Origin of the sequence: Nostoc sp. (genome assembly GCF_036917655.1) — a bacterium.
In the GTDB taxonomy this organism is placed as follows: domain Bacteria; phylum Cyanobacteriota; class Cyanobacteriia; order Cyanobacteriales; family Nostocaceae; genus Nostoc.
Genome location: NZ_JBALCY010000070.1, coordinates 218,422 through 243,030, shown reverse-complemented (window position 1 = coordinate 243,030; position 24,609 = coordinate 218,422). Strand labels below are relative to the sequence as shown.

At 41.0% G+C, this 24,609-nt stretch carries 20 protein-coding genes, 1 tRNA gene and 1 pseudogene; 8 read left to right on the top strand and 14 right to left on the bottom strand.

The window, feature by feature from the left end; genetic code table 11:
- Positions 1 to 326: 326 nt before the first annotated feature.
- From coaE to V7K30_RS25520, 5 genes are all read right to left on the bottom strand, one after another.
- Positions 327 to 923, bottom strand: a complete 597-nt coding sequence (coaE, locus tag V7K30_RS25540) for a dephospho-CoA kinase (RefSeq protein WP_335004061.1) — start codon at positions 921 to 923, stop codon at positions 327 to 329.
- A 68-nt stretch (positions 924 to 991) separates the two neighbouring features.
- A complete protein-coding gene (gene cobA / locus V7K30_RS25535; protein WP_335004120.1) occupies positions 992 to 2,647 on the bottom strand; it encodes a uroporphyrinogen-III C-methyltransferase in 1,656 nt (551 codons plus the stop codon).
- 87 nt (positions 2,648 to 2,734) lie between these two features.
- Positions 2,735 to 3,964: a tetratricopeptide repeat protein gene (locus V7K30_RS25530; protein WP_335004059.1), complete on the bottom strand. Its 1,230-nt coding sequence runs from the start codon at positions 3,962 to 3,964 to the stop codon at positions 2,735 to 2,737.
- A gap of 231 nt (positions 3,965 to 4,195) precedes the next feature.
- Complete coding sequence (locus V7K30_RS25525; protein WP_335004057.1) at positions 4,196 to 4,678, bottom strand: tetratricopeptide repeat protein; 483 nt, start codon at positions 4,676 to 4,678, stop codon at positions 4,196 to 4,198.
- Between the two features lie 3 nt (positions 4,679 to 4,681).
- Positions 4,682 to 5,638 carry a homogentisate phytyltransferase gene (locus V7K30_RS25520; RefSeq protein WP_335004055.1) on the bottom strand — a complete coding sequence of 319 codons (957 nt, stop codon included), beginning with the start codon at positions 5,636 to 5,638 and terminating at the stop codon, positions 4,682 to 4,684.
- A 410-nt stretch (positions 5,639 to 6,048) separates the two neighbouring features.
- Between V7K30_RS25520 and V7K30_RS25515 the strand changes: the two genes are divergently transcribed.
- Entirely contained in the window at positions 6,049 to 6,669 is a 621-nt protein-coding gene (locus V7K30_RS25515; protein ID WP_335004053.1) for a hypothetical protein, read from the top strand.
- Positions 6,670 to 6,699: 30 nt separating this feature from the next.
- Here the strand turns inward: V7K30_RS25515 and cobA (V7K30_RS25510) are convergent, their stop codons facing one another.
- The 3 genes from cobA (V7K30_RS25510) to V7K30_RS25500 form a co-directional block, all read right to left on the bottom strand.
- Positions 6,700 to 7,479, bottom strand: coding sequence for a uroporphyrinogen-III C-methyltransferase (gene cobA, locus V7K30_RS25510; RefSeq protein WP_335004051.1), 780 nt, complete (start codon positions 7,477 to 7,479; stop codon positions 6,700 to 6,702).
- On the bottom strand, positions 7,476 to 8,243 hold the full coding sequence (locus tag V7K30_RS25505) for a sirohydrochlorin chelatase (protein WP_335004118.1): 768 nt from the start codon (positions 8,241 to 8,243) through the stop codon (positions 7,476 to 7,478). Before V7K30_RS25505 ends, cobA (V7K30_RS25510) begins: the two co-directional genes overlap by 4 nt.
- Positions 8,244 to 8,394: 151 nt before the next feature.
- On the bottom strand, positions 8,395 to 8,778 hold the full coding sequence (locus tag V7K30_RS25500; RefSeq protein WP_335004050.1) for a DUF4359 domain-containing protein: 384 nt from the start codon (positions 8,776 to 8,778) through the stop codon (positions 8,395 to 8,397).
- 124 nt (positions 8,779 to 8,902) lie between these two features.
- Between V7K30_RS25500 and V7K30_RS25495 the strand changes: the two genes are divergently transcribed.
- The 4 genes from V7K30_RS25495 to V7K30_RS25480 all read left to right on the top strand — a co-directional run bounded on the left by V7K30_RS25495 (position 8,903) and on the right by V7K30_RS25480 (position 15,684).
- Positions 8,903 to 8,975 (top strand) — tRNA-His (locus tag V7K30_RS25495).
- A gap of 1,254 nt (positions 8,976 to 10,229) precedes the next feature.
- Positions 10,230 to 11,579: a glutamine synthetase family protein gene (locus tag V7K30_RS25490; protein WP_335004048.1), complete on the top strand. Its 1,350-nt coding sequence runs from the start codon at positions 10,230 to 10,232 to the stop codon at positions 11,577 to 11,579.
- An 18-nt stretch (positions 11,580 to 11,597) separates the two neighbouring features.
- Entirely contained in the window at positions 11,598 to 12,734 is a 1,137-nt protein-coding gene (locus V7K30_RS25485; RefSeq protein ID WP_335004046.1) for an amidohydrolase family protein, read from the top strand.
- Between the two features lie 529 nt (positions 12,735 to 13,263).
- Positions 13,264 to 15,684, top strand: coding sequence for a sucrose synthase (locus tag V7K30_RS25480; protein ID WP_335004044.1), 2,421 nt, complete (start codon positions 13,264 to 13,266; stop codon positions 15,682 to 15,684).
- Positions 15,685 to 15,885: 201 nt separating this feature from the next.
- Here the strand turns inward: V7K30_RS25480 and V7K30_RS25475 are convergent, their stop codons facing one another.
- Entirely contained in the window at positions 15,886 to 16,440 is a 555-nt protein-coding gene (locus tag V7K30_RS25475; protein ID WP_335004043.1) for a peptidoglycan-binding domain-containing protein, read from the bottom strand.
- A gap of 884 nt (positions 16,441 to 17,324) precedes the next feature.
- A complete protein-coding gene (locus V7K30_RS25470) occupies positions 17,325 to 18,041 on the bottom strand; it encodes an ROK family protein (RefSeq protein WP_335004041.1) in 717 nt (238 codons plus the stop codon).
- Positions 18,042 to 18,217: 176 nt separating this feature from the next.
- Here V7K30_RS25470 and V7K30_RS25465 point away from each other — a divergent pair.
- Both V7K30_RS25465 and V7K30_RS25460 read left to right on the top strand, forming a co-directional pair.
- Positions 18,218 to 18,417: pseudogene (locus V7K30_RS25465) on the top strand (creatininase family protein); the annotation flags it as partial.
- A 148-nt stretch (positions 18,418 to 18,565) separates the two neighbouring features.
- Positions 18,566 to 19,069 (top strand): 2TM domain-containing protein, encoded by a 504-nt coding sequence (locus tag V7K30_RS25460; RefSeq protein ID WP_335004039.1) that lies wholly within the window; start codon positions 18,566 to 18,568, stop codon positions 19,067 to 19,069.
- Positions 19,070 to 19,514: 445 nt separating this feature from the next.
- Here V7K30_RS25460 and V7K30_RS25455 read toward each other — a convergent pair whose 3' ends face one another.
- The 4 genes from V7K30_RS25455 to V7K30_RS25440 all read right to left on the bottom strand — a co-directional run bounded on the left by V7K30_RS25455 (position 19,515) and on the right by V7K30_RS25440 (position 23,795).
- Entirely contained in the window at positions 19,515 to 20,570 is a 1,056-nt protein-coding gene (locus V7K30_RS25455; RefSeq protein WP_335004036.1) for a 3-deoxy-7-phosphoheptulonate synthase, read from the bottom strand.
- Between the two features lie 194 nt (positions 20,571 to 20,764).
- A complete protein-coding gene (locus V7K30_RS25450; protein WP_335004034.1) occupies positions 20,765 to 22,423 on the bottom strand; it encodes an alpha-amylase family glycosyl hydrolase in 1,659 nt (552 codons plus the stop codon).
- Positions 22,424 to 22,853: 430 nt separating this feature from the next.
- On the bottom strand, positions 22,854 to 23,219 hold the full coding sequence (locus tag V7K30_RS25445; RefSeq protein WP_335004032.1) for a DUF1823 family protein: 366 nt from the start codon (positions 23,217 to 23,219) through the stop codon (positions 22,854 to 22,856).
- A 405-nt stretch (positions 23,220 to 23,624) separates the two neighbouring features.
- Positions 23,625 to 23,795 carry a hypothetical protein gene (locus V7K30_RS25440; protein ID WP_335004030.1) on the bottom strand — a complete coding sequence of 57 codons (171 nt, stop codon included), beginning with the start codon at positions 23,793 to 23,795 and terminating at the stop codon, positions 23,625 to 23,627.
- 273 nt (positions 23,796 to 24,068) lie between these two features.
- Between V7K30_RS25440 and V7K30_RS25435 the strand changes: the two genes are divergently transcribed.
- Positions 24,069 to 24,536 carry a M67 family metallopeptidase gene (locus V7K30_RS25435; RefSeq protein WP_335004028.1) on the top strand — a complete coding sequence of 156 codons (468 nt, stop codon included), beginning with the start codon at positions 24,069 to 24,071 and terminating at the stop codon, positions 24,534 to 24,536.
- The last annotated feature ends 73 nt before the right edge of the window (positions 24,537 to 24,609 follow it).

Sequence of the window (24,609 nt, the reverse complement as noted above, 5' to 3'; positions counted from 1 at the left end):
CTCTTCACTTAAATCTACAGTAATCTTAACAGCAACTTCAACTGTAGAATCACCGAATTATTGGACAAGATTGGGTCAAATATGAGTATTTTTTGGTTAACTATAGGGTTCCTATTTGATTTTTGAAAAGACACGTAGGGTGTGTTACCGCCGAGAGGACGGCACTATTTATAAGGATTTGGTGCGTTACGACGTTCCGTCTAACACACCCTACAATACCTAATTTTTTTCATAAATCAAACCGGATTCCTATAGATAAGATTAATTTTTAAACATTTTATGTTTTGAGAATGTCGTCTACGTATATTTTTTAATATAAATAGAATCTAGTCCCTACTTGTGCTTTTTAGAGCTACATCTACATGCATCAGTAGTATTTCTAAGGTGGAGGAGTTATCTAAAACGACATCTGCATGAGCCACTTTTTCTTCGATAGATAATTGGCTGTTGATCCTAGCTTGTGCTTGTTCTCTATTTAAATGGTTTCGTTGGATCAATCTTTGGAGTTGTTGCTCTTGGGAACAACGCACTACCCAGATTTCTGTAACCAAATCAGTCATCCCAGCTTCAAATAATAAAGGCACTACTAACACCAGTGTTTGTGAGGAGGACTGGGCAATTGCTTTGAGGAAGCGATCGCGCACATCAGGATGAATCAAATTGTCTATCCAGTTGCGTTCATCTTGACGATTAAAGATAATTTCGCCTAGCTTTTGGCGGTTGAGACTGCCATCTGGTAGTAAAATTTGTTCACCGTAACGTTGAGCGATCGCACCAAGAATAGGCGAACCTAAAGATACTGCCTCTCTAGCATAAATATCTGCATCCAAAATCGGCAGATTATAAGCGCTAGCTAAATAATTGGTGACAGTGGTTTTGCCTGTGGCAATACCTCCGGTTAAGCCGATTATCCGTTTAGTCATTGGGCATGGGGTATTGGGCATTGGGCATGGGGCATGGGGCATTGGTTATTTCCCCCCTACTCCCTCATCTAAGAATTTGTCGCCCATGTTATCAATGCTTGGGTTAAACCATCTAAAGTATATTCTTCAGCTTCTATATCCACACGTCCGAATAAAACATGACAAGTTTTGGAGGTTTGAGGGCCGATAGAGGCAATACAAACTCCTTCTAAGAATTGGCTAGCATCAGAGTTGCTGGGAAATATGTTGTTAGTAAGTTGACAGAAAAATTGTACGGTTTTAGAACTGGCAAAGGTAATCACATCTACCTTGCGGTTTTGGAGAGCTAACTCTGCCACAGGTGGAATACCACTAGGACAACAAGATTGATATGCGGCAACTTCTATCACCTTTGCTCCCTTGGCAGTTAATTCCTTAACCAAAACTTCTCTTCCGCCGCTTTCAACTCTGGGAAATAAAACCTTTTTACCATCCAGTTGATCTGGGAAATTTTCCACTAAAGAATCGGCAACAAAGTTGGGGGGAATAAAATCTGCTTGGAGAGAGTGTTGTTTGAGACTATGGGCTGTTTTCTCGCCAACAACGGCAATTTTGACGCCTGCTAAAGCACGGGTATCTTTACCTTGGGCGATTAGCCTTTCAAAAAAGTAGTCTATGCCATTGGTAGAAGTGAAAATTAACCAGTCGAAGTTAGATAAATGAGCGATCGCATTATCCAAAGCTTCCCAACTAGAGGGCGGGCCGATTTCTAAGGTAGGCATTTCGATGACTGTTGCACCTGATGCGATGAGGCGATCGCTAAATTGGCTCGACTGTCCCACTGAACGGGTCACTAGGATTGTTTTGCCAGTCAGAGGAAGAGGAGATGAGGGGGATGAGGGAGATGGGGGGAAGTTACTTAACATAAGTTGGGGTGTGGAAGTACTCTCGTTCCCAGGTTCCGCCTGGGAATACCTTTCTCCAGGCTCCTGCCTGATAATTTCGTCTAAATATATATTCTCAGGTTGTAAGTACTTGCGTAGCCCAACAACTTCGCCAATAACAATTACTGCTGGAGAAAGGGATAATTTGCTGGTTTGTTCCAGAATATTGCCCAGTTGCGCTGTCCAAATTTGTTGATCGGGAGTTCCTGCCCAACGGATGATGGCAATGGGTGTTAAGTGCGATCGCCCGTGTTGCACCAGTTGATCTACAATTTCTGGCAGATGTTGCCCTCCCATCAAAATTACCAGTGTGTCTAACCGTGAGAGTGCCTCCCAGTCTAAAACCTCTGGTTCATGAGCTGTAAGCACTGCAAAAGCGCGACTCAACACCGGATCTGTGAGGGGAATTCCTGCTAATAAAGGTGCTGCAAGGGCTGAAGAAATTCCTGGTACTAGTTCAAAATCACAACCAGATGCTTTCAAAGCCTCAATTTCGGAAGTACAACGCCCAAAAATCAACGGATCGCCTGATTTGAGCCGGACAACTTGTTTTCCTTGCTGGCAATGCTTTACCAGTAACTTGTTAATCTCAGCTTGGGTTGTACTGGGTTTACCACCGCGTTTGCCGACATCCAACTTTAGGCAATCAGGCGGTACGCACTGCAATAATTGAGCATCTACGAGGGCATCGTAGACTAAAACCTGAGCAGCAGCTAAGAGATTGTAAGCTTTTACCGTCAGGTATGCCACATCTCCAGGCCCAGCACCTACGAGGTAGACTTTGCCCCTTTCTTGAGTCATGATCATTTGTCATTTGTCATTTGTCAATAATCAATAGTTCTTCCCCCAATGCCCAATGCCCCATGCCCCATGCCCCATGCCCTTTATTCAATTCGTTCGCGGATTAATTTTTTGGATTAGCTGATCAACTTGCTCAACCATCTCTTTGTTTTCCTCAGCTTGGAATAACTCTCTGGCTTTTTTGAGATTAACGATCGCTTCTTGTGGCTGTTGTTGTCTTCCCAAAGTGATTCCCAAATTATAGTAAGTGAATGCATCATTTGGTACGAGGCTAATGGCTTTTTTGTAATGTGCGATCGCTTCTTGTGGTTTACCTTGATCATCCATCGCATTTCCCAAACCCGTGTAAGCTTTTGCATGTTTGGGATCAAGGCGAATCGCTTCGGTATAGTCGGCGATTGCTTCTGCTAGCTTCCCTTGAGCGTAAAAAGCACTTGCTAAATTATAGTGAGCGTCTGCATAGTTGGGAGCGAAGCTAATGGATTTTTTGTACTGTGCGATCGCTTCTTCGAGTTTGCCTTGAGCGTACAGAGCATTTCCCAAGGCATTATAACCTGCTGGATTTTTTGGTTCGAGACGAATGGCTACTGTATATTCGGCGACTGCTTCGGCTGGCTTTTCTTGAGCGTATAAGGCGTTTCCTAAGTAATAGTGAGCGTCTGCATACTTGGGATCAAAGCTAATGGATTTTTTGTACTGGGTAACTGCTTCTGCTACCTTACCTTGATCGTACAGAGCATTTCCCAAACGTGCGTAAGTCGGTGCATAATCTGGCTTGAGGCGAATCGCTGCTGTATATTCGCTGATTGCTTCTGTTAGCTTGCCTTGAGCGTACAGAGCATTTCCTAAGTTATAGTGAGCTTCGGCATACTTGGGTTCAAGGCTGATGGCTCTTTTGTATTGGGCGATCGCAGCTTCTAACTGATTCAGTCTTGCTAAAGTCAAACCCAAATTAAAGTATGCTCCAGAGTCTTTAGGATTGAGGCTAATGGCTTTTTTGTAAATAGCGATCGCTTCTTGTGGTTTGCCTTGATCGTCGAGAGTATTTGCCAACGCAATATAAGCTTGGGCAAAGTTCGGTTCTAGTTCAATTGCTTTCCTAAAAGCTGCCTCTGCTCCTTTTAAATCTCCTTGTTTGTAGAGATTGGTTCCTTGCTCGAAGTTAGCAACTGCATTTTTGTTTTGAGGAACTGCGGGCTGTACGGAGTCATCAATTTTTGATAAAACAACGCCAACATCTTTACCAAAGGCAGTACTAGTATTGCTCAAACACAAGCAGATAATAGCTGCTGCCAGTAGATTCTTGCTTTTCAACATTTTTATTATTTTACCGGGAATTAAAGGGTTTAAGACCCCTGCATCTAAACGTAGCTTCGGTTATCCTGCGGGATCTTGCTACACTCGGGGTTTAAATCCCCGTCTGAAAATGTCTTAATGCGGGAATGCGGGAATTGTTAAGAAGCTCTTATCTTTTTTGGAGTATTTATTTAATTAAATATATTGGATAAATCATTTGGCTGAATCGTGAAGATAAAGTTGAGTAGGCAATCACTCAACTTCAGATTGACTTGACTTAGCATTCATTTTATCTAACAGTTGAGTGATTTTTTTAGCTTTTTCCGGTTGACGTTGTTTTTGCAATAAATCTTTAGCTTGTAACAGGTTAGTTTTGGCTTCCTCTTCTCGCTCTTGCTGCATGAGAATATTTGCCAGACGCAAGTAAGCATCAGGATTTTTCGGACTGCGGCGAATTACTTCCCGGAATAATTCTGTTGCTTCCTCTACTTGTCCTTGCTGATTTAAAACATCTCCCAAAAACAAGCGCACCACATCATTAGTAGAGTTGATAGAAATCACCTGACGAAACGCTGCTTCTGCGCCAGGGTAATCTTTTGCTTGAGAAAGATTGATTCCTTTTTGAAACAAGTCTGAGGTAATCAAAGTTTTCCAAGCGAAATAGCCAAGAATTGACAGACTCAGAACAACTACAAGAGCAGGGATAATAGAACTGGTAGGAAAGGTTTCTAGCATTGTCTAAGCCAAAAAGCAGGCGATAGGAAAAATCAGATATTCCATAAAAAAGAGTTTCCAGATAAATTGATAGAACTGAGCGATCGCACTTTTATCTTGTAAGTCTACTGTCAAACTCCGCAACCACATCCAAACTAGCAGCGCTAAATGAGCAATTACCAGAAATATGGGGTTAACTGAGGCAACACGTAGCACACCCACTAGAATTATTCCCACATAGCAGACAGTTATCACCCAAAGAGCCAGATTAAACACAGCTTGGGAACCGAGTTTGATCGTGAAAGTAGAGATATTATAGAGGCGATCGCCTTCCATATCTGGTATATCTTTAAAGATAGCGATCGCAAAGGTAAACACCAAGATAAATAACGTCAGCACCCACACCACGGGCGGAATTTCTTGGCTTTGTTTCAGCACCCAACTATAGTGCAAATACAATCCTAAATTAACAATCGTGCCGCGCACCGAAAAAATACACAGCGCTGCCCAAAATGGAAACTGTTTCAAGCGAATTGGCGGTAAAGAATAAGCAGTACCAATGGCCAAACTAATTGCTACCATGCAAAATAAGAATGGCCCAGTTAGCCACGCCACAACTAGCGCCAAAATCCCAGTCAAAGCAACAATAAATTGCCCCGTCTGTCGGGAAAACTCACCTGATGCCAACGGTAAATGAGGCTTATTAATCTTGTCAATATCAACATCTTCTAATTGATTCAGCCCCACAATGTAGACATTGCCACACAGACAAGCAATCCACGCACCCAAAACCCGACTCAGTGGAATGCCAGAAAATCCAGTCGAGGAAACAGCAATGGCAATTAAATACAAACCCAACACACTCAGACTTGTACCAATAATCGTGTGAGGGCGAGAGAATTTCCAGAAAGCGTATAACCAATGGAAATATGATTGAACAGGTTTGCGTGGCAAAGGGCTGTTTTGATAACTCTGGCTCATGAGTAGCTTAGATTCAGTATTCTGACTTATTGTTAACCATTGTCACAGAAATTGGTCATTAACAAGAGCCAAAGGTCTAGACGCAGTATATTTTCGTAGAGGAGTTAGGAGTAGAGACGCGATTAATCGCGTCTCTACAAGAGTTAGGAGTAGAGACGCGATTAATCGCGTCTGTACAAGAGTTAGGAGTAGAGACGCGATTAATCGCGTCTGTACAGGAGTTAAGAGTAGAGACGCGATTAATCGCGTCTGTACAGGAGTTAGGAGTTAGAATTCAGACTAATTCCCTCAGTTACAGCTAGAAATCATTATCTATTGCCTCTTTGCTCCTCCTAATCCTCACTTTCTACTCCCTATAGCGCTACAATCTATCAGAAAAGCAAAGAAATAGTTAAATCCAGAGTGCCTTCATGACGGCTGATTTGACATCTACAGCGACATTTGACTTTGTTACCGTGCTATCCCAGGCTGCGGCTGCGTATCGAGGATCTAAAGGCACACGCCCTAGTGCTGAAATATTAGTAAATGCGTTGCTACAAGCAGAAAAATCTGCCAAGCAACAAAGGTTGACTTATCCGTTTGAGTCTCTTTTAGGTAAATGGCAACTTTGTTTTGTGACTGGCACTAATAAAGTCAGAAAGCGCGGGGGAATTGTATTAGGCAAGGGTTTGTATGTGGCCAAGTTTATAACAATTCATGTTTCCTTTAATGCCACTTTGGAACAGGATTCAGGCAGAGGCGAAATTGTTAATCAGGTTGAATATGGCCCAGTTTTGTTGAAGCTCACGGGGCCAGTGCAATATTTTAGTAAGAAAAATTTATTGGCGTTTGACTTTAACCACATGCTTATCAGTTTGTTTGGTCGTGTTGTTTACAACAGACCAATCCGTTTTGGTAAAGTTAAAACAGAAGATTTCTACAACCAGCCCATAGCTAAACTAGCCTTCTTTGGCTTCTTTTTAGAGACGGAAGATTTCATTGCAGCTCGCGGCCGTGGAGGAGGATTGGCATTTTGGATTCGAGAAACTTAAAGACACTGGATTTCACGTTTGTGCCAACTATTAAACTGGACGACAACCAGACAAAATACTGTGCATATTTACTACTTGTCCAATGACTGCGATCGCAGGCGCACCAAATCCAGTTTGCTCTACCTGTTTGACAATTGTCTCTAAAGTACCAATCAATTCTTCTTGTTCTGGCCGCGTCCCCCAGCGCACCAAAGCAATGGGCGTTTCTAAATTCAACCCAGCTGCACTTAATTGTTCCACAATATAAGGGAGATTGTGAATTCCCATATAAATTACAATCGTTTCGGAACCGTGAGCGATCGCATTCCAATTCACTATCGGTCTATACTTACCCGCCGCCTCGTGACCAGTTACAAATGTCACCGATGAACTATACAGCCGATGAGTCAAAGGGATACCTGCATAAGCCGCCGCTGCAATCCCCGATGTGATCCCTGGCACAACTTCCGTTGATATTCCCGCTTGGACTAATTCTGCCATCTCTTCGCCACCGCGACCAAAAATAAACGGATCGCCACCCTTTAGCCGCACCACAATTGCATTATCCTGCGCTTTATCAATCAGCAATTGAGTTGTTTCTTCTTGCAACAACGAATGTCTCCCCGCACGCTTACCAGCATTAATTTGCTCTGCTTGGGGATTAATCATTGCCAGAATTGCCGGACTGACTAAGGCATCATAGATAACTACATCTGCACATTCCAATAAACCTTTCGCTTTCAAGGTAATTAGTCCTGGATCTCCTGGCCCCGCACCGACTAAATAAACCTTTCCCAAATACTTGTTATCCTGTTTTTCTGTGCGGTTCATTTATCTGTTAAATCCCAAATTAGCTCGGCTAATTCTGCACTTGCTCCCAAGGGCTGCGCCAGTTGGAAATTCACCGCAGAAAATTGTAGTTTTAGCTCCTCGATTGAGGCGGCGATCGCATCGGTTATTCCACCAGCGAATAAAAAGTATGGCAAAATTGCAATTTCCCGATAACCAGCAGCTACCAACTCTTTCACCCGTGATTCTAAACTAGGAGGTACAGACCAATAAGCAGCCACTGCTCCCAGACTTACCGCCATTGCTGATACAGTTTCTTGAGAACCTGGGCGACGGCTACCATGAGCTAATAAAATCCATGCTTCTGCTTTTATAGCAGCTATTTGCTTTGACAGCAATTTTTCTAAGTTGGGGTGAGAGCCTAAATATGGTTGCAACTCAATGATCATATCTTGACCAATAGCCTGTTGTGCTAGTTCTATTTCGGCGGGAATATCTGTCATGACATGCACTCCCGGCAGCAGAAATAGCGGTACAATTTTGAGGCGATTCTCGTTTTGAGATAGTTTGCGTAGGCGTAGCCCCTCGCAGGTATCGCAAAAAGCGCTCTTGGCAAATTGTTGAATCTGCTCATGTAAAGGCTGAGGATTCATTTCCAAAGCAGCGATGCCAACCAGATGTTCACTATTTGATGGATTGTAGTTCTTTGGCAATTTATTGGATACCAGCTTTGCTAATTGCTGCATAGCAATTTCTGGGCGCGGATCGCGACTTCCGTGAGATACTAGCAGATAGGCAGATGACATCGGCAAAGCTTAAACTCTCAGTTACTAACTCTCATATCTTACTTAATATTAAGCTGGTGGTAACAAGTACTCTGGTGATTATTGAAACTATTATCAATTACTAAATATAAGTATTCTAAATCACTTTTATATTCTCCCACTGCTGCTTGCCTTATTGTTTTTCGGCAGTGTAAGTATAAAATTGATCAAAGGCTCCCACCGTTTCAAATTTGTAAGAAGGTATCCAAGAATTTATTTTTAAATCTGTACGGTAAATACTAAAAATCATGTAATTTTGTCTTTCTGTAGTCCTGGCAATAATTTCTTGGATTTGCGGGTTAGCCGAGTCAACCAACTTATCACAATTAAAACGGATTAAATTTTCTATAATATTCGTAGTTTTTTTGCATACATCGGTTTTTAAGTATTCTGTCAGCCGTTGCACTGCATATTCTTCATATTCAACCTGACTGGGATTGGTCTTCGCCATTGTCACACCCAAGGCGGCAAGTCCTACTGCTGCTCCAGTATATGCAATGATGGTTAGGGGTTTCATGTTTGCCAAGTAAAATTCGTTGTAATTGTTAGATTTCAGAGACTCTAAATCAAGTGAGTCCGTTCCTTGAACAAAAACTCTTGATCGCTTGCCAAATTATTGCTATAATTCAAATTGTTGAATGGCGAGCGTAGCCAAGTGGTTAAGGCAGTGGTTTGTGGTACCACCATTCGTGGGTTCAATTCCCATCGTTCGCCCTAGATAATTTCATAGTCATCCATATATTCTTATAGAAGATGGGTTTTGGTTGTGAACATTCATCACCATTACTTTAGCAAGGATCTGCCATCTCCGAGTTCATGGATTTGGAAGGGTCGCAAATCCACTATGATTCATCAGATTAACTTATAAATAATTTGATGTATATAAGCAAATCTACTTGCTCAATGAAAATTAAGTGGGCGATGTCCACTTCTCTACAAGATGCTGCTTCTTTGCACGAGTACGCGTCTAAGCAACGCCGATAGTGCGGAAAGTTTGATAAGTAAGTGGGCAAAAATAAATCAAACTATATTATGCAATATAAAATTAATTAAACTGGCTCGTAGTAAGAGACCATTTATAAAGTAAGTCAAAAGTTAGGGTGTGTTACGGCTTTGCTATCACGCACCGCTACATAACACGGTGCGTGATAGCCGAGAATGATATTTTTCGTGACAAATCATATCGAAATATGCGCCTAACACACCCGACAAGAATTTTATTTTTACTTTATAAATAGCCTCTAAGCGGCTCCAGCCCTATCTTCAGATTGGACTTTGGTTCTTCAGTATTAAGATTCCCGATTTCTTAGAGAAGTCGGGAATCTTAGAGGATGTATGAAAAGTATTTGACTGTGATTTTAGGCACTGATTGATCTCCCCTAACCCCCCTTTTTAAGGGTGGAACCGGAATCAAAGTCCCCCAATTTATCGGGGAATTTAGGATGTTCTAGAACGTTTTGATACCTCCAATAGAACTTTTCAAACAACCTCTCAGCCTCGGAACTTTTTGAACACATATTGAATTGTTAGAAAATGCCTACAAGAATGATCAAAGTCAGTCCACAGAAAGCAAGTAAAGAGATAATCACAATATTGCTTATACTGTGGTCAGAAGCTGTTAACTTATGTGTATTATCAGCCATATAAATCAACCCGTTTTAAACAACTTTATGCTGTAATTATAACTAGTGCGAATAAAGATTGGTCTATCTCTGATCAAAAATTGATTTTAATTCATTTAAGTTTAACTATTCAGTTAAGCTTCCAGCAAAAGAATTAACTTTTGTTTCAGTCCTGGGAAAATAGATATAGCGGTTTTTAGTTGAGCGAGGAACTAATACGTAGAAACCTGAGTATAATCCCTGTGAAAGCCTTTGTTTTAATCAGAATTTAATTGTCATATTTTCGACTGAGCGTTAATAAATCAAGATATTGTTTTCTCATGAATCACTTAGGATTGCTATAGCAATGATTGAAAAAAATAACTGGAAAAAAACACGTCAATATTTTGAAGAAACTGGTGTCAAATTCGTGCGAGTTCTTTGGTGCGATAATGCTAACATTATCCGTGGCAAAGCCGTACATATAGGGATGCTAGCTCACTACTTTGAGCATGGGGTGGGTATTTCCGTAGGGCAGCAGGGAATTCCTGTGATGTATGATGTGGTTGTGCCAGAAACTGATTTAGGGCCAGTAGGTGAAATTCGCTTAATACCAGATTGGTCTAGTCTAAAGCCTTTACCTTATGCTCCTGGTCATGTTCGTGTTATGGGCAATATGGTACTAGATGGTTCTGCTTGGGCATTATGTCCGCGAAATTTCTTAAGGCGGATGATTGCGGCAGCCGAATCTAATGGCTGGGAAGTGCAGGCAGCATTTGAAAATGAGTTTTACTTACTTCGGCAAACACCTGAAGGAATCATTCCTGCCGACTCCACAGTTTTTGCCTCAACTCAGGCAATGGATCTTAACCGAGAAGTAATTGATGCGATCGCTGATGCACTGATCGCTCAAGATATACCTGTAGAACAATATTATCCAGAATCAGGCCCCGGTCAGCAGGAAATTTCCATCCGCTATACCGATGCTTTGCAAGCAGCTGATTGGCAGATTGCTTTTCGAGAAACCGTCAGAGCGATCGCTTATAAACACAACCTGATCGCTTCATTCTTACCCAAAATCTTCCCAGATGCGGCTGGTAGTGGTTGTCATATCCATCTGAGCCTTTGGCATGACGAGAAAAACCTCTTACCTGACCCACAGGGAATTTGTGGTCTTTCTGGGGTAGCATTACAATTTATTGGTGGCATTCTGCACCATCTGCCGGCAATGATGGCACTAACTACCCCAAGTACTAATTCTTACCGCCGCATTCTTCCTCATAGTTGGAGTGGTGCTTTTCGCTGTTGGGGATTAGATAATCGGGAGGCAGCCGTGAGAGTCCCCAGTGACCCTGGTTTGGGCTGTCCCAGCCACTTGGAATTGAAAACTGTGGATGCCTCAGCTAATCCTTACTTAGCTTTAGGAGCAGTGATTGCTGCCGGACTTGATGGTGTACAGCGTGGTCTAACACCTGGAAACCCGGTGAATCAAGACCCTGGATATTTATCAATTGAAGAACGCAATGCTAATCAAATAGACCGATTACCAGATAATCTGGGGCAAGCGATCGCTCATCTTCAGCAAGACGATATGCTATTAACAGCTTTAAATCCCCAGTTAGCAAAAGCTTTCTTAGCAGTGCGTCAAGCAGAGTGGCTAGCGATGAAAGATTGGGACTTAAAGGCAGAGGTGAAAACCTTATTAGAGAAATACTAGCGATCTGATTACCTAGCAATGAATCTAGCCGACATTCCTTTAATTGACCAACACGCCCACAACATTTTAAGACCAGAAGTTGTCGCCCAGTATCCTTACGCGGCTGCCTTTACTGAAAGCGATGATCCAGAAATCATCAACTACCATGCCCGTCATACGTTCTTTTATCGGCGTAGCTTACGCGAGATTGCAGCTTTATTAAACTGCGAAGCTGAAGAAGCAGCAATTTTGGCACGGCGGGAAAGTCTTGGATTAGAAGAACTGACGCAGATTTATTTTCAGGCGGCTAATCTAGAGGCGATTTACTTAGATGATGGTTTGCAGCCAGAAACGATTCTACCTCTATCGTGGCATGAAAAATTTATTCCTGTGCGACGAATTCTGAGATTAGAACTATTAGCAGAACAGCTAATTCCGCAATCAGAAGATTTTGCAACTTTTTTAGCAAGATTCAACAGCGAACTTGATCCACCACCGTTTGGAGTGGTAGCTTTTAAAAGTATTGCCTGTTACCGGAGTGGCTTGGATATTCAACCTGTAGCTGACGAGGTGGCGGCGGCTCATTTTGACAACATCAAACAACAACAGCAAAATCAACCTCTGCGACTGACTGATAAATCCCTGATTGATTTTCTGTTACAACAGGCGTTATTAGTAGCGGCGAAATATCGCCTACCAGTGCAATTACATACTGGCTTTGGTGATCCCGATTTGGATTTACGATTGGCTAATCCCTTAAATCTGCGATATTTACTAGAGTTACCCCAGTACCGCCATGTACCATTAGTATTGCTACACGCTTCCTATCCTTATATGCAGCAGGCTGGTTATTTGGCTTCTGTATATCCCCAAGTTTATTTAGATTTCGGTTTGGCAGTACCTTTTTTAAGCGTATCCGGGATGCGGGAGGCAATCAGGCAGCTGTTAGAATTAACTCCCACTACTAAATTAATGTATTCTTCTGATGCACACTCAATTCCAGAATTGTACTACTTGGGTGCAAAGTGGGGTCGCCAGCTTTTAGGAGAAGTGCTAGAGCAAGCAATTGCAGATTCTGACATTACTGTAGCTGAAGCAGAGGCGATCGCTGTCGCAATTTTACGTGAAAATGCCTTAGTTCTCTACCAATCAGCGTCCAGCATCAGCAAGTCGTAACTATTAATAGCAATACCAATTACCTATTCCCAAAATTACCATGATATCAGCAATTATCATAATCACAGAATGCTATGCCCACATAAAAATGAGTATTAACACTCTCGAATAGTTAAAAAAAGTATTGATTTACAAGTCATTTCGAGCTTGGCAGATAAATCTTGACATTAATGGTGTGCTGAACATCAGATACACACAAATAAATGATATAGTAAAGGTAAAATCAAGCAGTTGAAGGCATAATATGTCATGCCTTAACTATCATAATGCCAATTTTTTAATAACATCTATCAGAAGAAATAAAAATTGTATTCCTTTAGTTAGAGCAAAAAATACTGAGTCATAGATACTTTAAGTAAAGTACAACATGATTTAAGTACCATCTTAAAAGTTGATACTTATAGGTACACAGATAAATCCTATTTATCTGTGTTATTTCGTGTTTGTATGTGGTCTAACAAAAGGTGGAGGCTTATTTGTCTCGCCTTGAAAGTCAACAATCCAAACATCGTCATCTAATGGAGTTGCCATGTCTGAATTGCTTCAAGCAGTCTTAGATAGTGAAGAAAGAAGTAATTTGCGTTCCTTTATTAGTGAATTACGCCAACAAGAAAAGAAGTACTTGCTGCGGAACGACATACTTAATGTATATGCTGAATATTGCTCAAAGTCCCAGAAATCTGAGGCTTTTTGCACTTCCTCTGAGTTAGGCAAACTTATTTACTATACTCAGGAAATTATTCAGGAGGACTCCAACTTCTGTTTCATCATCCGTTCTAAGATTGCCAGCCAAGAAGTTTATTGGTTGACATCAGACTTGAGCATTGAGCCGATGACGGTGCAGGATTTGCTGGATCTGCGCGATCGCTTGGTGAACAAATTTCATCCTAATGACGGCGGCCTGCTAGAATTGGACTTCGGCCCGTTTTATGACTACTCTCCAACAATCCGCGACCCCAAAAATATTGGTAAGGGCGTACAATTTCTCAACCGCTATCTATCCAGCAAAATATTTCAAGACTCAAAACAATTGCTCGATAGCTTATTGAATTTCTTGCGCCTGCACCACTACAACGGTGTTCAACTGCTGATCAACGATCGCATTCAATCACAGCAGCAACTTTCCGAGCAAGTTAAGAAAGCTATCGGTTTTGTTAATAATCGCCCCGATGATGAACCCTATGAACAATTGCGGTTCCAATTGCAGACAATGGGTTTTGAGCCGGGTTGGGGTAACACCGCAGGGCGCGTGCGGGAAAGCTTAAATATTCTCGATGAATTGATTGATTCTGCTGACCCTCAAACCCTAGAAGCCTTGATTTCTCGTGTTCCGATGATTTTTAAAATCGTCTTGGTGTCAGCTCACGGTTGGTTTGGGCAAGAGGGAGTGTTGGGGCGTCCCGATACCGGCGGTCAGGTAGTTTACGTCCTTGATCAGGCAAAAAGCCTAGAGAAGCAGCTACAAGAAGATGTCCTGCTTGCGGGTTTAGAGGGATTGAATGTCCAGCCAAAGGTGATTATTCTCACCCGCTTGATTCCCAACAGTGATGGCACCCTTTGTAATCAACGGCTAGAAAAAGTCCTTGGTACTGAAAATGCTTGGATTTTGCGAGTCCCTTTACGGGAATTTAATTCTAACATGACTCAAAACTGGATTTCCCGGTTTGAGTTTTGGCCTTATTTAGAAACTTTCGCCATTGATTCAGAAAGAGAACTACGGGCAGAATTTCATGGCACACCTGACTTAATAGTTGGTAACTATTCGGATGGGAACTTAGTGGCATTTTTACTGGCGCGACGGTTGAAAGTTACTCAATGCAATGTTGCCCATGCTTTGGAAAAATCTAAATACTTGTTCAGTAACCTCTACTGGCAAGATTTGGAAGATAAATATCATTTTTCTTTGCAATTCACAGCTGATTTAATTGCAATGAATGCTGCCAATTTTATTATCAGCAGCACCTACCAAGAAATTGTCGGCACACCGGATAGTGTGGGACAGTATGAGTCTTATAAGTGCTTCACCATGCCGGAGTTGTACCATGTAACGAATGGGATTGAATTATTTAGTCCCAAATTTAATGTCGTACCGCCGGGAGTAAACGAGAATTACTATTTCCCCTACTCCCAGACTCAAGATCGAGTGGAGAGCGATCGCCAACGCCTTGCAGAAACACTTTTTACTCTGGAAGACCCAGCGCAAATCTTTGGCAAACTCGACGAGCCTAACAAGCGTCCTCTCTTCTCAATGGCGCGTCTCGACCACATTAAAAACCTCACAGGTTTAGCTGAATGCTTTGGTAAAAGTAAAGAATTGCAGGAGCATTGCAACCTAATTTTGGTGGCGGGTAAGTTACGTGTAGAAGAATCAGGCGACAACGAAGAACGTGACGAAATTATCAAACTCTACCAAATAATTGACCAGTACAATCTCCACGGAAAGATTCGTTGGCTAGGTGTGCGCCTGTCTAAAACTGATTCTGGTGAAATTTACCGAGTAATTGCCGATCATCGGGGAATTTTTGTGCAACCAGCTTTATTTGAAGCTTTTGGTTTGACAATTTTAGAGGCGATGGTTTCAGGATTACCGACTTTTGCCACACAGTTTGGTGGCCCACTGGAGATTATTCAAGATAAGGTTAATGGCTTTTACATTAACCCAACGAATTTAGACGAGACAGCCGCAAAAATTGTGGACTTTATCACTAAATGCGAACAGAATCCTAACTCTTGGAATGAAATTTCGCAGCGAGGAATTGAGCGAGTTTTCAGCACTTATACTTGGAAAATTCACACTACCAAGCTGTTATCATTAGCACGGATTTATGGCTTCTGGAACTTTACCTCGAAGGAAAATCGGGAAGATTTATTGCGCTATATTGAAGCTTTGTTCTATTTAATTTACAAGCCAAGAGCGCAACAGCTATTAGAGCAGCACAAGTATCGATAATTAAGTTAGGAGTCAAATTAAGTTAGGAATGAGGAGTGAGGAGTTAGGAATTATAAAAATAACAAATTTTCCCAACTCCTAATACCAATTCTTTGTGAAACTGGACAAACAAAATCAAGCTTGGTGAGACTTGGGATTTTCCCCCTTTTTCGGGAGCAACCTTACAGGTAATCGGTATAACTCTTAACTCCTAACTCCTAACTAAATTGTCAACGCCTGCCAGGTTCGTTGACCAACTACTCCATCCACACCTAAATTCCGCTGATTTTGAAAGGCTTTGACAGCAGTCTCTGTCAGTGCCCCAAAAATCCCATCCACTCTAACGGCATAACCGTTAGCCACTAACAGCCGTTGTAAGACTCTGACAGCAACACCAGAGCTACCGAAATAAAGAGTCGGCAGAGGTTGGCTACTAAACTTCTGGAACCGTCCTGTAGCCTTTGCACGGACTTTACCCCCAGACTGAGAATACTTCTTAGACTCACCTAAGTTAGATGAAGCTAGGAACTGATTCTTTTTGCTGATTTTCTTAAGTATGTGTTCTTTATCTACTGCGATCGCTGAGGGAGAAGCCTGGGAAACCTCATCTGTCTGCATGAATTCAGGTGGTGTGACTTGAGCAGTTATTTCTAACTGACTCTGTTTTGACTGGTTTACGTCATTTTCCATCTGAACTAATTGCTGCTGTGGCAAATTGGCCCCAAATGCTTGTCTTATTGTTAACACGCCCGTCATCATCAGGCCAATTTCAGTCATTGTAGTTCATTTTACTTCAACCAATATTTCTTTTAACCAACAACATTGCTGCTGTCCGCGATAGTGCATACTGACCAAATAAAAAAGTCATGTACTAGTTTTTTAAGATAATATTGTCATGCTCATATTTGCTCACCTCCTATTCCATCTAATTAGACTAATATTATTAGCTTTGTGCTTTTTTTATCTTTAATCAAGCCATAAAGTTGCCAGATATGGTATTTAAATCAACGGTTTAGAGAATAACATACTATATGATCATCTGGGAATGCCATCAAACAAATTTGCCTAGTTATCTTTGGATCGCGCTTGGTATGCTGATGCTACTTTTATCATGTTTATACTGCCAGCAAAAATACTACTGGATTCATATAGCCACTTTTTTAAGTATTGATTAATGCAACATTTGGCAATAATGATAAAATCTTAATTCCAAACAATCTGTCCTCCCTCAGAAGGGATTATAAAATTTTGAGCAATCACTGTGATCTTGGAGGATACATACTCGTCGTCGCAGCATTATCTGGTTTTAGCAACTTCACTCTAGAAGGATTCAGCCATAATTCCTAAATATCTGCTTTGTGATTGAATCAGTATGGCTACTTCGCCGTATTCTTGGAAAGCGCATACTTCGACCTCAATAAAATGAAACCGCACAACGTTGTTGCACGGTCTGGAATTTGAACTAGAGTTTAGACTACTACATGACAAAATTACACAAGGGCACTGAACATCATGTCTGTGCAATTCTCTTGCCTAACCTGTGTTAATTTTTATATCATTTTTAAATGTTGAGAAACGAAGCACCTTAATAAAAAGCGCGTAGGCGTAGCCCGCCCTTAGACATTGCTTAGTACGCAAAGTTGTGAATACTGAAAAACTTTTTACTTTTTCTCATCTCGCCACAAAGCAATACCGCCTAATAAACCAGTGATATTAGGGATGAGTTTTACATTTAACGGTAGCTGGAAATTCACTCTCACAGCTTCACCACCGCCAATGTAAAGGTAATCATAATTGAATAGATGTTCCAAGGATGCGATCGCTTTTTCTAAACGCCTATTCCATCTTTTCTCACCAATTTTTTCTAACTCTGCACGCCCCAACTGCTGCTCAAAAGTCTCGCCTTTGCGAAATGGATGATGCCCCATTTCCATATTCGGTACCAGCTTACCATCCACAAATAAAGCCGAACCAAACCCCGTACCCAGAGTAATCACCAATTCTACACCTTTAAGAGCGATCGCTCCAAACCCCTGCATATCTGCATCATTAATCACCCGCACAGGCTTGTTTAAGTGTTTTAATAATGCTGTTTCCAAATCAAATCCGATCCAATCTGGATGTAAGTTTACCGCTGTTTCCGTGATTCCAGACCGCACCACACCGGGAAAACCCACCGAAACACGATGAAATTCACCTTGAGCCGCTGCCAACACAACAATTGCATTAATTACAACCTCCGGTGTAGCAGGTTGGGGTGTATCTAAACGCGCCCTTTGCGTTACAGGATTCCCCGTAATATCCAAAACCATAGCCTTAACGCCACTACCGCCAATATCAACCGATAGGGTACGAATCGATCCATTTTCTTCAACCATTGAGTTACATCCTTGTTAATGCTTGTTATTTCGATATTATGCTCTGCTGCATCTGATAATATTCGGATGTTTGGAGAGTCTTTATATTGAGGGGGCAGAGCAGAATAATTAATAACCAATCCCCAGTCCCCAGTTCTCAATACCGGTAAGATACGAATGGCACAATTTAAGTATATATGCACAGCTTCACTCCACCAGAACGCTTTTTTCCCTACCTGACCTGGACTGACATCCAGGCAATGCCAGATAAGGAAAATGTGGTAATCATTCAGCCAGTGGAGGCAATTGAACAACATGGCCCGCATTTGCCGTTGATTGTAGATGCTGCGATCGGTGTGGGGTGCTAGGAAAAGCAATGGAAAAGCTAGATGCCAGTTTTACTCAAAGTTAAAAATCCAATACATTTAGATGCGGGAGAGCATTTAGATTTGCTAATGTAGGAATAATGGAAATAGTACTGGCGTAGCTGCTTAAAATCTATCGGGTAGCAAATTTCTATTAAAAGTAATATAAGAGAAAGAATTATGACGGCATTTGAACCCAAGAGCCTCCGCTCTTATAGCCAAGAAGATGTCCAACAAATTCTGCACTTAGCGATCGCTCGTCAAGCTGACGACAAAGACAGAGAATTTTCTTATGAGCAGATATTAGAAATTGCTGCTGAGTTAGAAATCTCACCTGATTCTTTAAAATTAGCAGAACGCGATTGGGTAGTAGAACAGGGTCAAGTCCAACAGCGAAAAGCTTTTGACACCTACCGCATCAGAAGATTTCAGAAGCGTCTAGGCAATTATGTAATTTTCAATGGCTTTTTGATACTGGTCGATTTAATCACTGGTGGCGGAATTTCTTGGTCGCTATACATTTTACTATTCTGCGGATTGCCAGTAGGGCTTGATATTTGGAATACCTTTCAAATCAAAGGTGAAGAATATGAAATGGCATTCCAGAAGTGGAGCCGTAAGCATCAGATTAAGAAAACCATCAGTACAGTTTTGAATAAGTGGTTTAAGGCATTACAGGCTTAGTATATTTGCTTGTTTGCGTAAGCGTACCCCTACTCTTAAAGCTTGCTACGCCTTTGTCTCGTAGACATCGCTAATTCAAAGAAAAACCCCGCGGGAGATCGAGGTAATATTTACCGCAACATTTGTTGTGTAACACCACTGAAAGAAAATCTGAATAAACACAGCAATTATTAGGATTAAGATTGATGTTACCTGATTTGGTGAAGTATTCTTTCTATCTTTCTACGGATATGAAGGTCTATCAATAGTCTGAAAGATGATTTTATCTACAGTGGTTTTCAGATCCACTAGCTGAACCACTAAATGATGTCTTCCATTTGTAAAAGATTTAGATAAGCCAGTTTATACCTAACAGAAAATAGGTGCGTTACGCTGTCGCTTTAACACACCCTACACCATTAGTTGGATATTTTTTTGGAAGTCCCTAACTCGAACTGATTGGTGTTTATTTAAGTTTTTCGTGAGCAGCCAAAATAATTTTTTCGGTTTCTTCCCAATTAATACATTTATCAGTTACAGAAATACCATATTTTAATTCTTCTTTCCCAGTAATTGGTTGACTACCTTCATACAAATGCGATTCCAGCATCATGCCAACTATTGATGTATTACCATCCACTATTTGCTGAACAATATTTTCTAAGACAGCACCTTGTAATTTGTAATCTTTATTGGTATTTCCGTGACTACAGTCGATAACAATTCTCGGTGGTAAATTTGCCTGTTTTAATTTCCCTTCTACCAGTTTGACATTTGCGGCATCAAAGTTTGGCTGAGTACCACCCCTTAAAATTACGTGACCGTAGCTATTCCCTTTAGTTTTAAATACGCTAACCTGCCCGTTTTGATTAATTCCGAGAAAATTATGCGGGTTTCTAGCTGATTGTAGGGCATTCAAAGCTACTTGAATATTGCCATCAGTACCGTTTTTAAAACCCACAGGCATCGAAAGTCCACTTGCCATTTCGCGGTGAGTTTGTGATTCGGTCGTGCGTGCCCCAATGGCAGACCATGTAATCAGTTCACTAATGTATTGAGGGATGATTGGATCTAGTGCTTCTGTACCAGCAGGTAATCCCAACTCTGTAATTTTTAATAATAGATCCCGTGCAATTAATAACCCATTCTCTACATGGAAAGAATCATCCATATCTGGATCGTTAATTAACCCTTTCCAGCCTACAGTTGTTCTTGGTTTTTCAAAGTAGACTCGCATAATTAGTAGTAGGTTATCCTGGACTCGCTCGGCCAATATTTTCAACCTCTCAGAATATTCGAGCGCTGCTTTTGGATCGTGGATTGAGCATGGGCCAACTACTATAAATTTTCGGCGATCCTGAAAATCCAGGATATGTCCTATTTCCTGCCTATATGCTAAAACTCTTTGTTCGGCTAATTGTGTTAAAGGTAATTTTGATTTGACTTCATTGGGAGTTAATAAAATGCGATCGTTCTCAATGTTAGCGTTGTCGATATTACTATTAAATAATTTGTTGTGCATGGGGATGCTCTGGCAATTTTATATCCGCACTTCAACTCAAGAGTGTAACACAAACACATGAGATTTTAAAATAGCTTCTTTTTTACTTGACAAATTTCTAATTAGACTGTAAATAAGTTAATAACTGAAAAAGGGGAAATATTTTTCCCCTTTTCTTTGCTATTGCACTACCGACTCAGTGGTAGTGTATATCTTTACTGCCATACAAACACTTTGGCTTCGTATGGCCCCAAGTCAGTTATCATGCCATCGTCACCAGTTTCGACATCATAATTGCCTGTCCACTCGTGCCATGTACCAGCGCTAGGAAAGTTAGGAACATGATAGTCAGCTAGGAAGTTTTCTGAGAAATTTGCTATTACGACTACACGAGAACCTTCATCATTCCAACGAGTATAAGCGAATACTTTTGTCTCTGCATTTTCGTGGATAAAATCAATATTTTCGGTGTAGAGAGCATGATTATTCTTACGCAGGTTGCTTAAGCCTTTGTATGATTCAAATAAACTACGATTTAGATCATTACCTAACAGCGTCCAATCGATTTTCGATGATTCGGGTTGTTTAGGTTTATACTCGCCAAATTCCTCTCCCATCCAAATCAAAGGTACGCCAACAGCGGTCATTAAGATGGCTACTCCTAATTTAGCTCGTCTAAAGGCTTCTTCGTCAAATATCTCACGATTCCCCAATTCAACCATGACATGGTTATGGTCGTGGTTGGTGAGGTAATTTACTACATTGGTGGCACCCAAGAAGCCTTGGCGCTTGCAGTCAATAACATCTTTGAGACGCTCTAAATCAAATGTATCACCGCAGATATGTTCTAGAATGCAGTGATAGAAACTATCATGCCAGCAACCATCCATTGGGCCATCTACATTGGTAATACTGGTAGTTTCAGGAATGTGTTCGGCAACGTTGTAAAAAGGCTTCATGCTAGCAGTTTTTTTGGCTTCCTGAACAATCCAGTGCATGAAATCGTAGTTAGCAATTTGCCGCGCCGCATCATAGCGAATACCATCAAGATGATATTCCTCAATCCAAAAACGGATTGTCTCACCAATAAATTTCCACGCTGGATGAATATCTAATTTTTCGTCATAATGTTCGTAATTAAACTCAGGCCCCCAACTATTATCAGGGTCACGAGGTTCATGATGATACCAATAATCGTGGTCAATTTGTGTTAGGGGAGCAGATGCTTCTGAGTGGTTATAAATACCGTCAAGAATTACCCGAATGCCTCTGGCGTGACACTCATCAATCAAATTTTTTAACTCAGCAGTCGAACCATAACTTGATTCTGTTGCAAAAAAGTGGCGAGGATTATAACCCCAACTATAATCACCAGGATATTCTTTAAGTGGCATCAACTCAATAGCGTTGATTCCTAGTTCACATAGATAATCTAACTTTTCAACAACGTGTTTGTACTTGCCTCGTGCATAAGGATCATCCTCGCCACCAGAAAAGTCACCAACGTGCAATTCATAAATTACCAATTCGTGGTCAGCAGGTAAAGGTTTGTCATCATGTTGCCAAACATAAGTATCGGTAATTCTTTGCCCATTTTTGATCCGGATAACACCATCATCTTTTCCACTTTGTTCATCTATATCAGTTGCATAGGGGTCTGTAACATCAACCCATTGTTCTGGTTCCAAAAACCATGAATTTGACTGGACGCGAAATTTATATTTATAAACGCCGTCTTCTAGTTCAACACTTGTGCGGAAATAACCATCATCACCTCTTTCCATTGGAATTTCTTGCCAATCAGAAAAAGAACCAATTAATGTGGCTCCTTTGTTGTAAGGTGCAAATAAATTAAATTCAATTGGCTTTGCCATAGAAGTGTTTGTAATATCAAGGGTTGATAGAAATATTCTCTGATGCTCAATTGAATTTGCAAATCGCTCCAGAGAAATAATTAGATAAGGTGTGCTTCTATCTTCAGGAATAATTTATGATTTGTTTATAAAAATTAACTGTGATTTTTTGATTTTTGGCTGTTTATAGCATTTATTCATTGACTAAGATACAGATTTATTGTAATGCAAATTTTACCTCTAAAATTAATACTTTTAAAATCCTATTGCATCCGAATACAAAAATTCATTAAATAAATCAATAGTTTTTTATTAAATTATCAGCAGATATTCGATAAGAATAGGATATTTTTTACCAAATATCTGCTGATAATATTACTCAATTTTGTCGTTAATTCGGTAGGCAATAATCAATCCACCTATGCTACGCGATTTAATTATTCGCGCCCACCTAGTTAGTTTGTTGCAGATAACTTAACAACCAATTTGCCGCCGTTGCCCTGCGAGTTTGCCGTGGCCCAAATTCACCTATTTTGTAACCTTTGAAGCCCAACTTTTCTTTTAGCATTTGTTTATTTTCAGCAGGAATGGAACGAGTCAACTTGACTGTTGCAGGGCGAGATTCAAGAAAATCTGGTGGTTGTGGGTATTCATCCTGCCATCCTGGTGCAACTTGGCTACTGTCCCATTGTGCAGTTGAGGAATTATAGCGATAGCCTAAATAATACCATAGCAACTGGTTAACTGTGGTATCATCAAGTTTATCGTCAAGAATTTCCCAAATTGTTTCTGTATTGAGTGGTGGCAGGTTAGACATAAACAATTCAAAATTCCAAGTTCAAAAACTGATTGCTGATTAATTAAATTCACAACAATTAGTAGGTAGTAAAAAATACTTTATCACTATCCTGGTCTACTCCCAAAGATGGGATGATTTTATTTTTATCTACACTTGCTGGAAGATTTATCTGCCATAAGCATTAGACAAACTGCTAAAGTGACCCTCAATAAGGAGATTCGCCAACTCAGGAGGAAAATTATAGGAATAGGGGTCTGTTCAGAAATATAGTCCATCGCAAGCACAAACGACGTGATTAAGAGTGGGATAATCGCGATCGCCAGTACAGACATGACGATGACGATGACCGGGATTAATTTCGCAAGTTGGAGTTAAAAACAGATTGTGTATACACAAACTAGGTAGACTGGAATCCCCGGAAACTTACTCACCGCGAACAGTGCCTTGATTTTGAATTAAATACGCCTTCATTTCAATTAATTGTTCACGAATGTGGTCTAACCTGCGTTCGATCTGATCAAATCCCATTGCAATACCCTGTGAAATTTGCACTTGATTGGTGCGGAGGTGATTGAAATCGCGCTCCTCATTCACCTTTTTTTCAGGGGTAGACTCTGCTTCATGAATAGCCAGGGTTAGCGCGTCTCAAACCCTTCTGATGTTACCTAGATTAGCCCGCAATCATCGTTGCTCGACTGCTTAATATTTATTTTATAAACACCCTCTTAGAGCAATATTCCACAAGGATGGATAAAAAAATACATATTTTAAAGATAGCGATCGCTATCTTTAAAATAAAACCAGTAATTACTGAGGTATTGTATCCAAACAAGAATCCCTAGAAATTAAAAAATTACAAACGCAGACATGATCAGACTTAGCCAAGAACACTTGCAAACCATCCGCACCCATGCCGAAAGCACTTACCCAGACGAGTGCTGCGGTATAATTTTAGGCTATCTGGCTAGTGAGGGCAAAATTGTGGTAGAAGTCATGCCAACAGAAAATGCCTGGAATACTGAAGCGGCTGCTGAGTTTCCAGGGGAACACACAGCAGAAAGTAAAAGACGGCAATATGCGATCGCACCCGAAGTTATGCTAAAAACACAAAGGGAAGCACGCGTTAGCGAGGCTCGCTCACTGAACATTATCGGCATTTTTCACTCTCACCCAGATCATCCTGCTATCCCTTCAGAATGCGATCGCCTATACGCTTGGCAGGGATACTCGTATATAATAGTATGCGTCCAAAACGGCAAAGCTGGAGAACTCCAAAGTTGGAGCCTTGATGATACTCATCAGTTTCAAGCAGAGGCAATTGAAAATATAATTTAACGGCTTAGTTTAAAGACAGTCACTCATAGCGGTTTTCGCCGCCACTACGAATGAAAATTCGTCTTCCCTACTC

What these genes read in the sequence shown, in the direction of transcription:
- V7K30_RS25445 (WP_335004032.1), bottom strand. Translation starts at nt 23,219, where the DNA reads ATGTCTAACCTGCCACCACTCAATACAGAAACAATTTGGGAAATTCTT.
- V7K30_RS25470 (WP_335004041.1), bottom strand. Translation starts at nt 18,041, where the DNA reads ATGGTTGAAGAAAATGGATCGATTCGTACCCTATCGGTTGATATTGGC.
- V7K30_RS25525 (WP_335004057.1), bottom strand. Translation starts at nt 4,678, where the DNA reads ATGCTAGAAACCTTTCCTACCAGTTCTATTATCCCTGCTCTTGTAGTT.
- V7K30_RS25455 (WP_335004036.1), bottom strand. Translation starts at nt 20,570, where the DNA reads ATGCACAACAAATTATTTAATAGTAATATCGACAACGCTAACATTGAG.
- V7K30_RS25460 (WP_335004039.1), top strand. Translation starts at nt 18,566, where the DNA reads ATGACGGCATTTGAACCCAAGAGCCTCCGCTCTTATAGCCAAGAAGAT.
- cobA (WP_335004120.1), bottom strand. Translation starts at nt 2,647, where the DNA reads ATGACTCAAGAAAGGGGCAAAGTCTACCTCGTAGGTGCTGGGCCTGGA.
- V7K30_RS25475 (WP_335004043.1), bottom strand. Translation starts at nt 16,440, where the DNA reads ATGACTGAAATTGGCCTGATGATGACGGGCGTGTTAACAATAAGACAA.
- V7K30_RS25485 (WP_335004046.1), top strand. Translation starts at nt 11,598, where the DNA reads ATGAATCTAGCCGACATTCCTTTAATTGACCAACACGCCCACAACATT.
- V7K30_RS25435 (WP_335004028.1), top strand. Translation starts at nt 24,069, where the DNA reads ATGATCAGACTTAGCCAAGAACACTTGCAAACCATCCGCACCCATGCC.
- V7K30_RS25490 (WP_335004048.1), top strand. Translation starts at nt 10,230, where the DNA reads ATGATTGAAAAAAATAACTGGAAAAAAACACGTCAATATTTTGAAGAA.
- V7K30_RS25480 (WP_335004044.1), top strand. Translation starts at nt 13,264, where the DNA reads ATGTCTGAATTGCTTCAAGCAGTCTTAGATAGTGAAGAAAGAAGTAAT.
- V7K30_RS25515 (WP_335004053.1), top strand. Translation starts at nt 6,049, where the DNA reads ATGACGGCTGATTTGACATCTACAGCGACATTTGACTTTGTTACCGTG.
- V7K30_RS25520 (WP_335004055.1), bottom strand. Translation starts at nt 5,638, where the DNA reads ATGAGCCAGAGTTATCAAAACAGCCCTTTGCCACGCAAACCTGTTCAA.
- V7K30_RS25500 (WP_335004050.1), bottom strand. Translation starts at nt 8,778, where the DNA reads ATGAAACCCCTAACCATCATTGCATATACTGGAGCAGCAGTAGGACTT.
- V7K30_RS25505 (WP_335004118.1), bottom strand. Translation starts at nt 8,243, where the DNA reads ATGTCATCTGCCTATCTGCTAGTATCTCACGGAAGTCGCGATCCGCGC.
- coaE (WP_335004061.1), bottom strand. Translation starts at nt 923, where the DNA reads ATGACTAAACGGATAATCGGCTTAACCGGAGGTATTGCCACAGGCAAA.
- V7K30_RS25530 (WP_335004059.1), bottom strand. Translation starts at nt 3,964, where the DNA reads ATGTTGAAAAGCAAGAATCTACTGGCAGCAGCTATTATCTGCTTGTGT.
- V7K30_RS25450 (WP_335004034.1), bottom strand. Translation starts at nt 22,423, where the DNA reads ATGGCAAAGCCAATTGAATTTAATTTATTTGCACCTTACAACAAAGGA.
- cobA (WP_335004051.1), bottom strand. Translation starts at nt 7,479, where the DNA reads ATGAACCGCACAGAAAAACAGGATAACAAGTATTTGGGAAAGGTTTAT.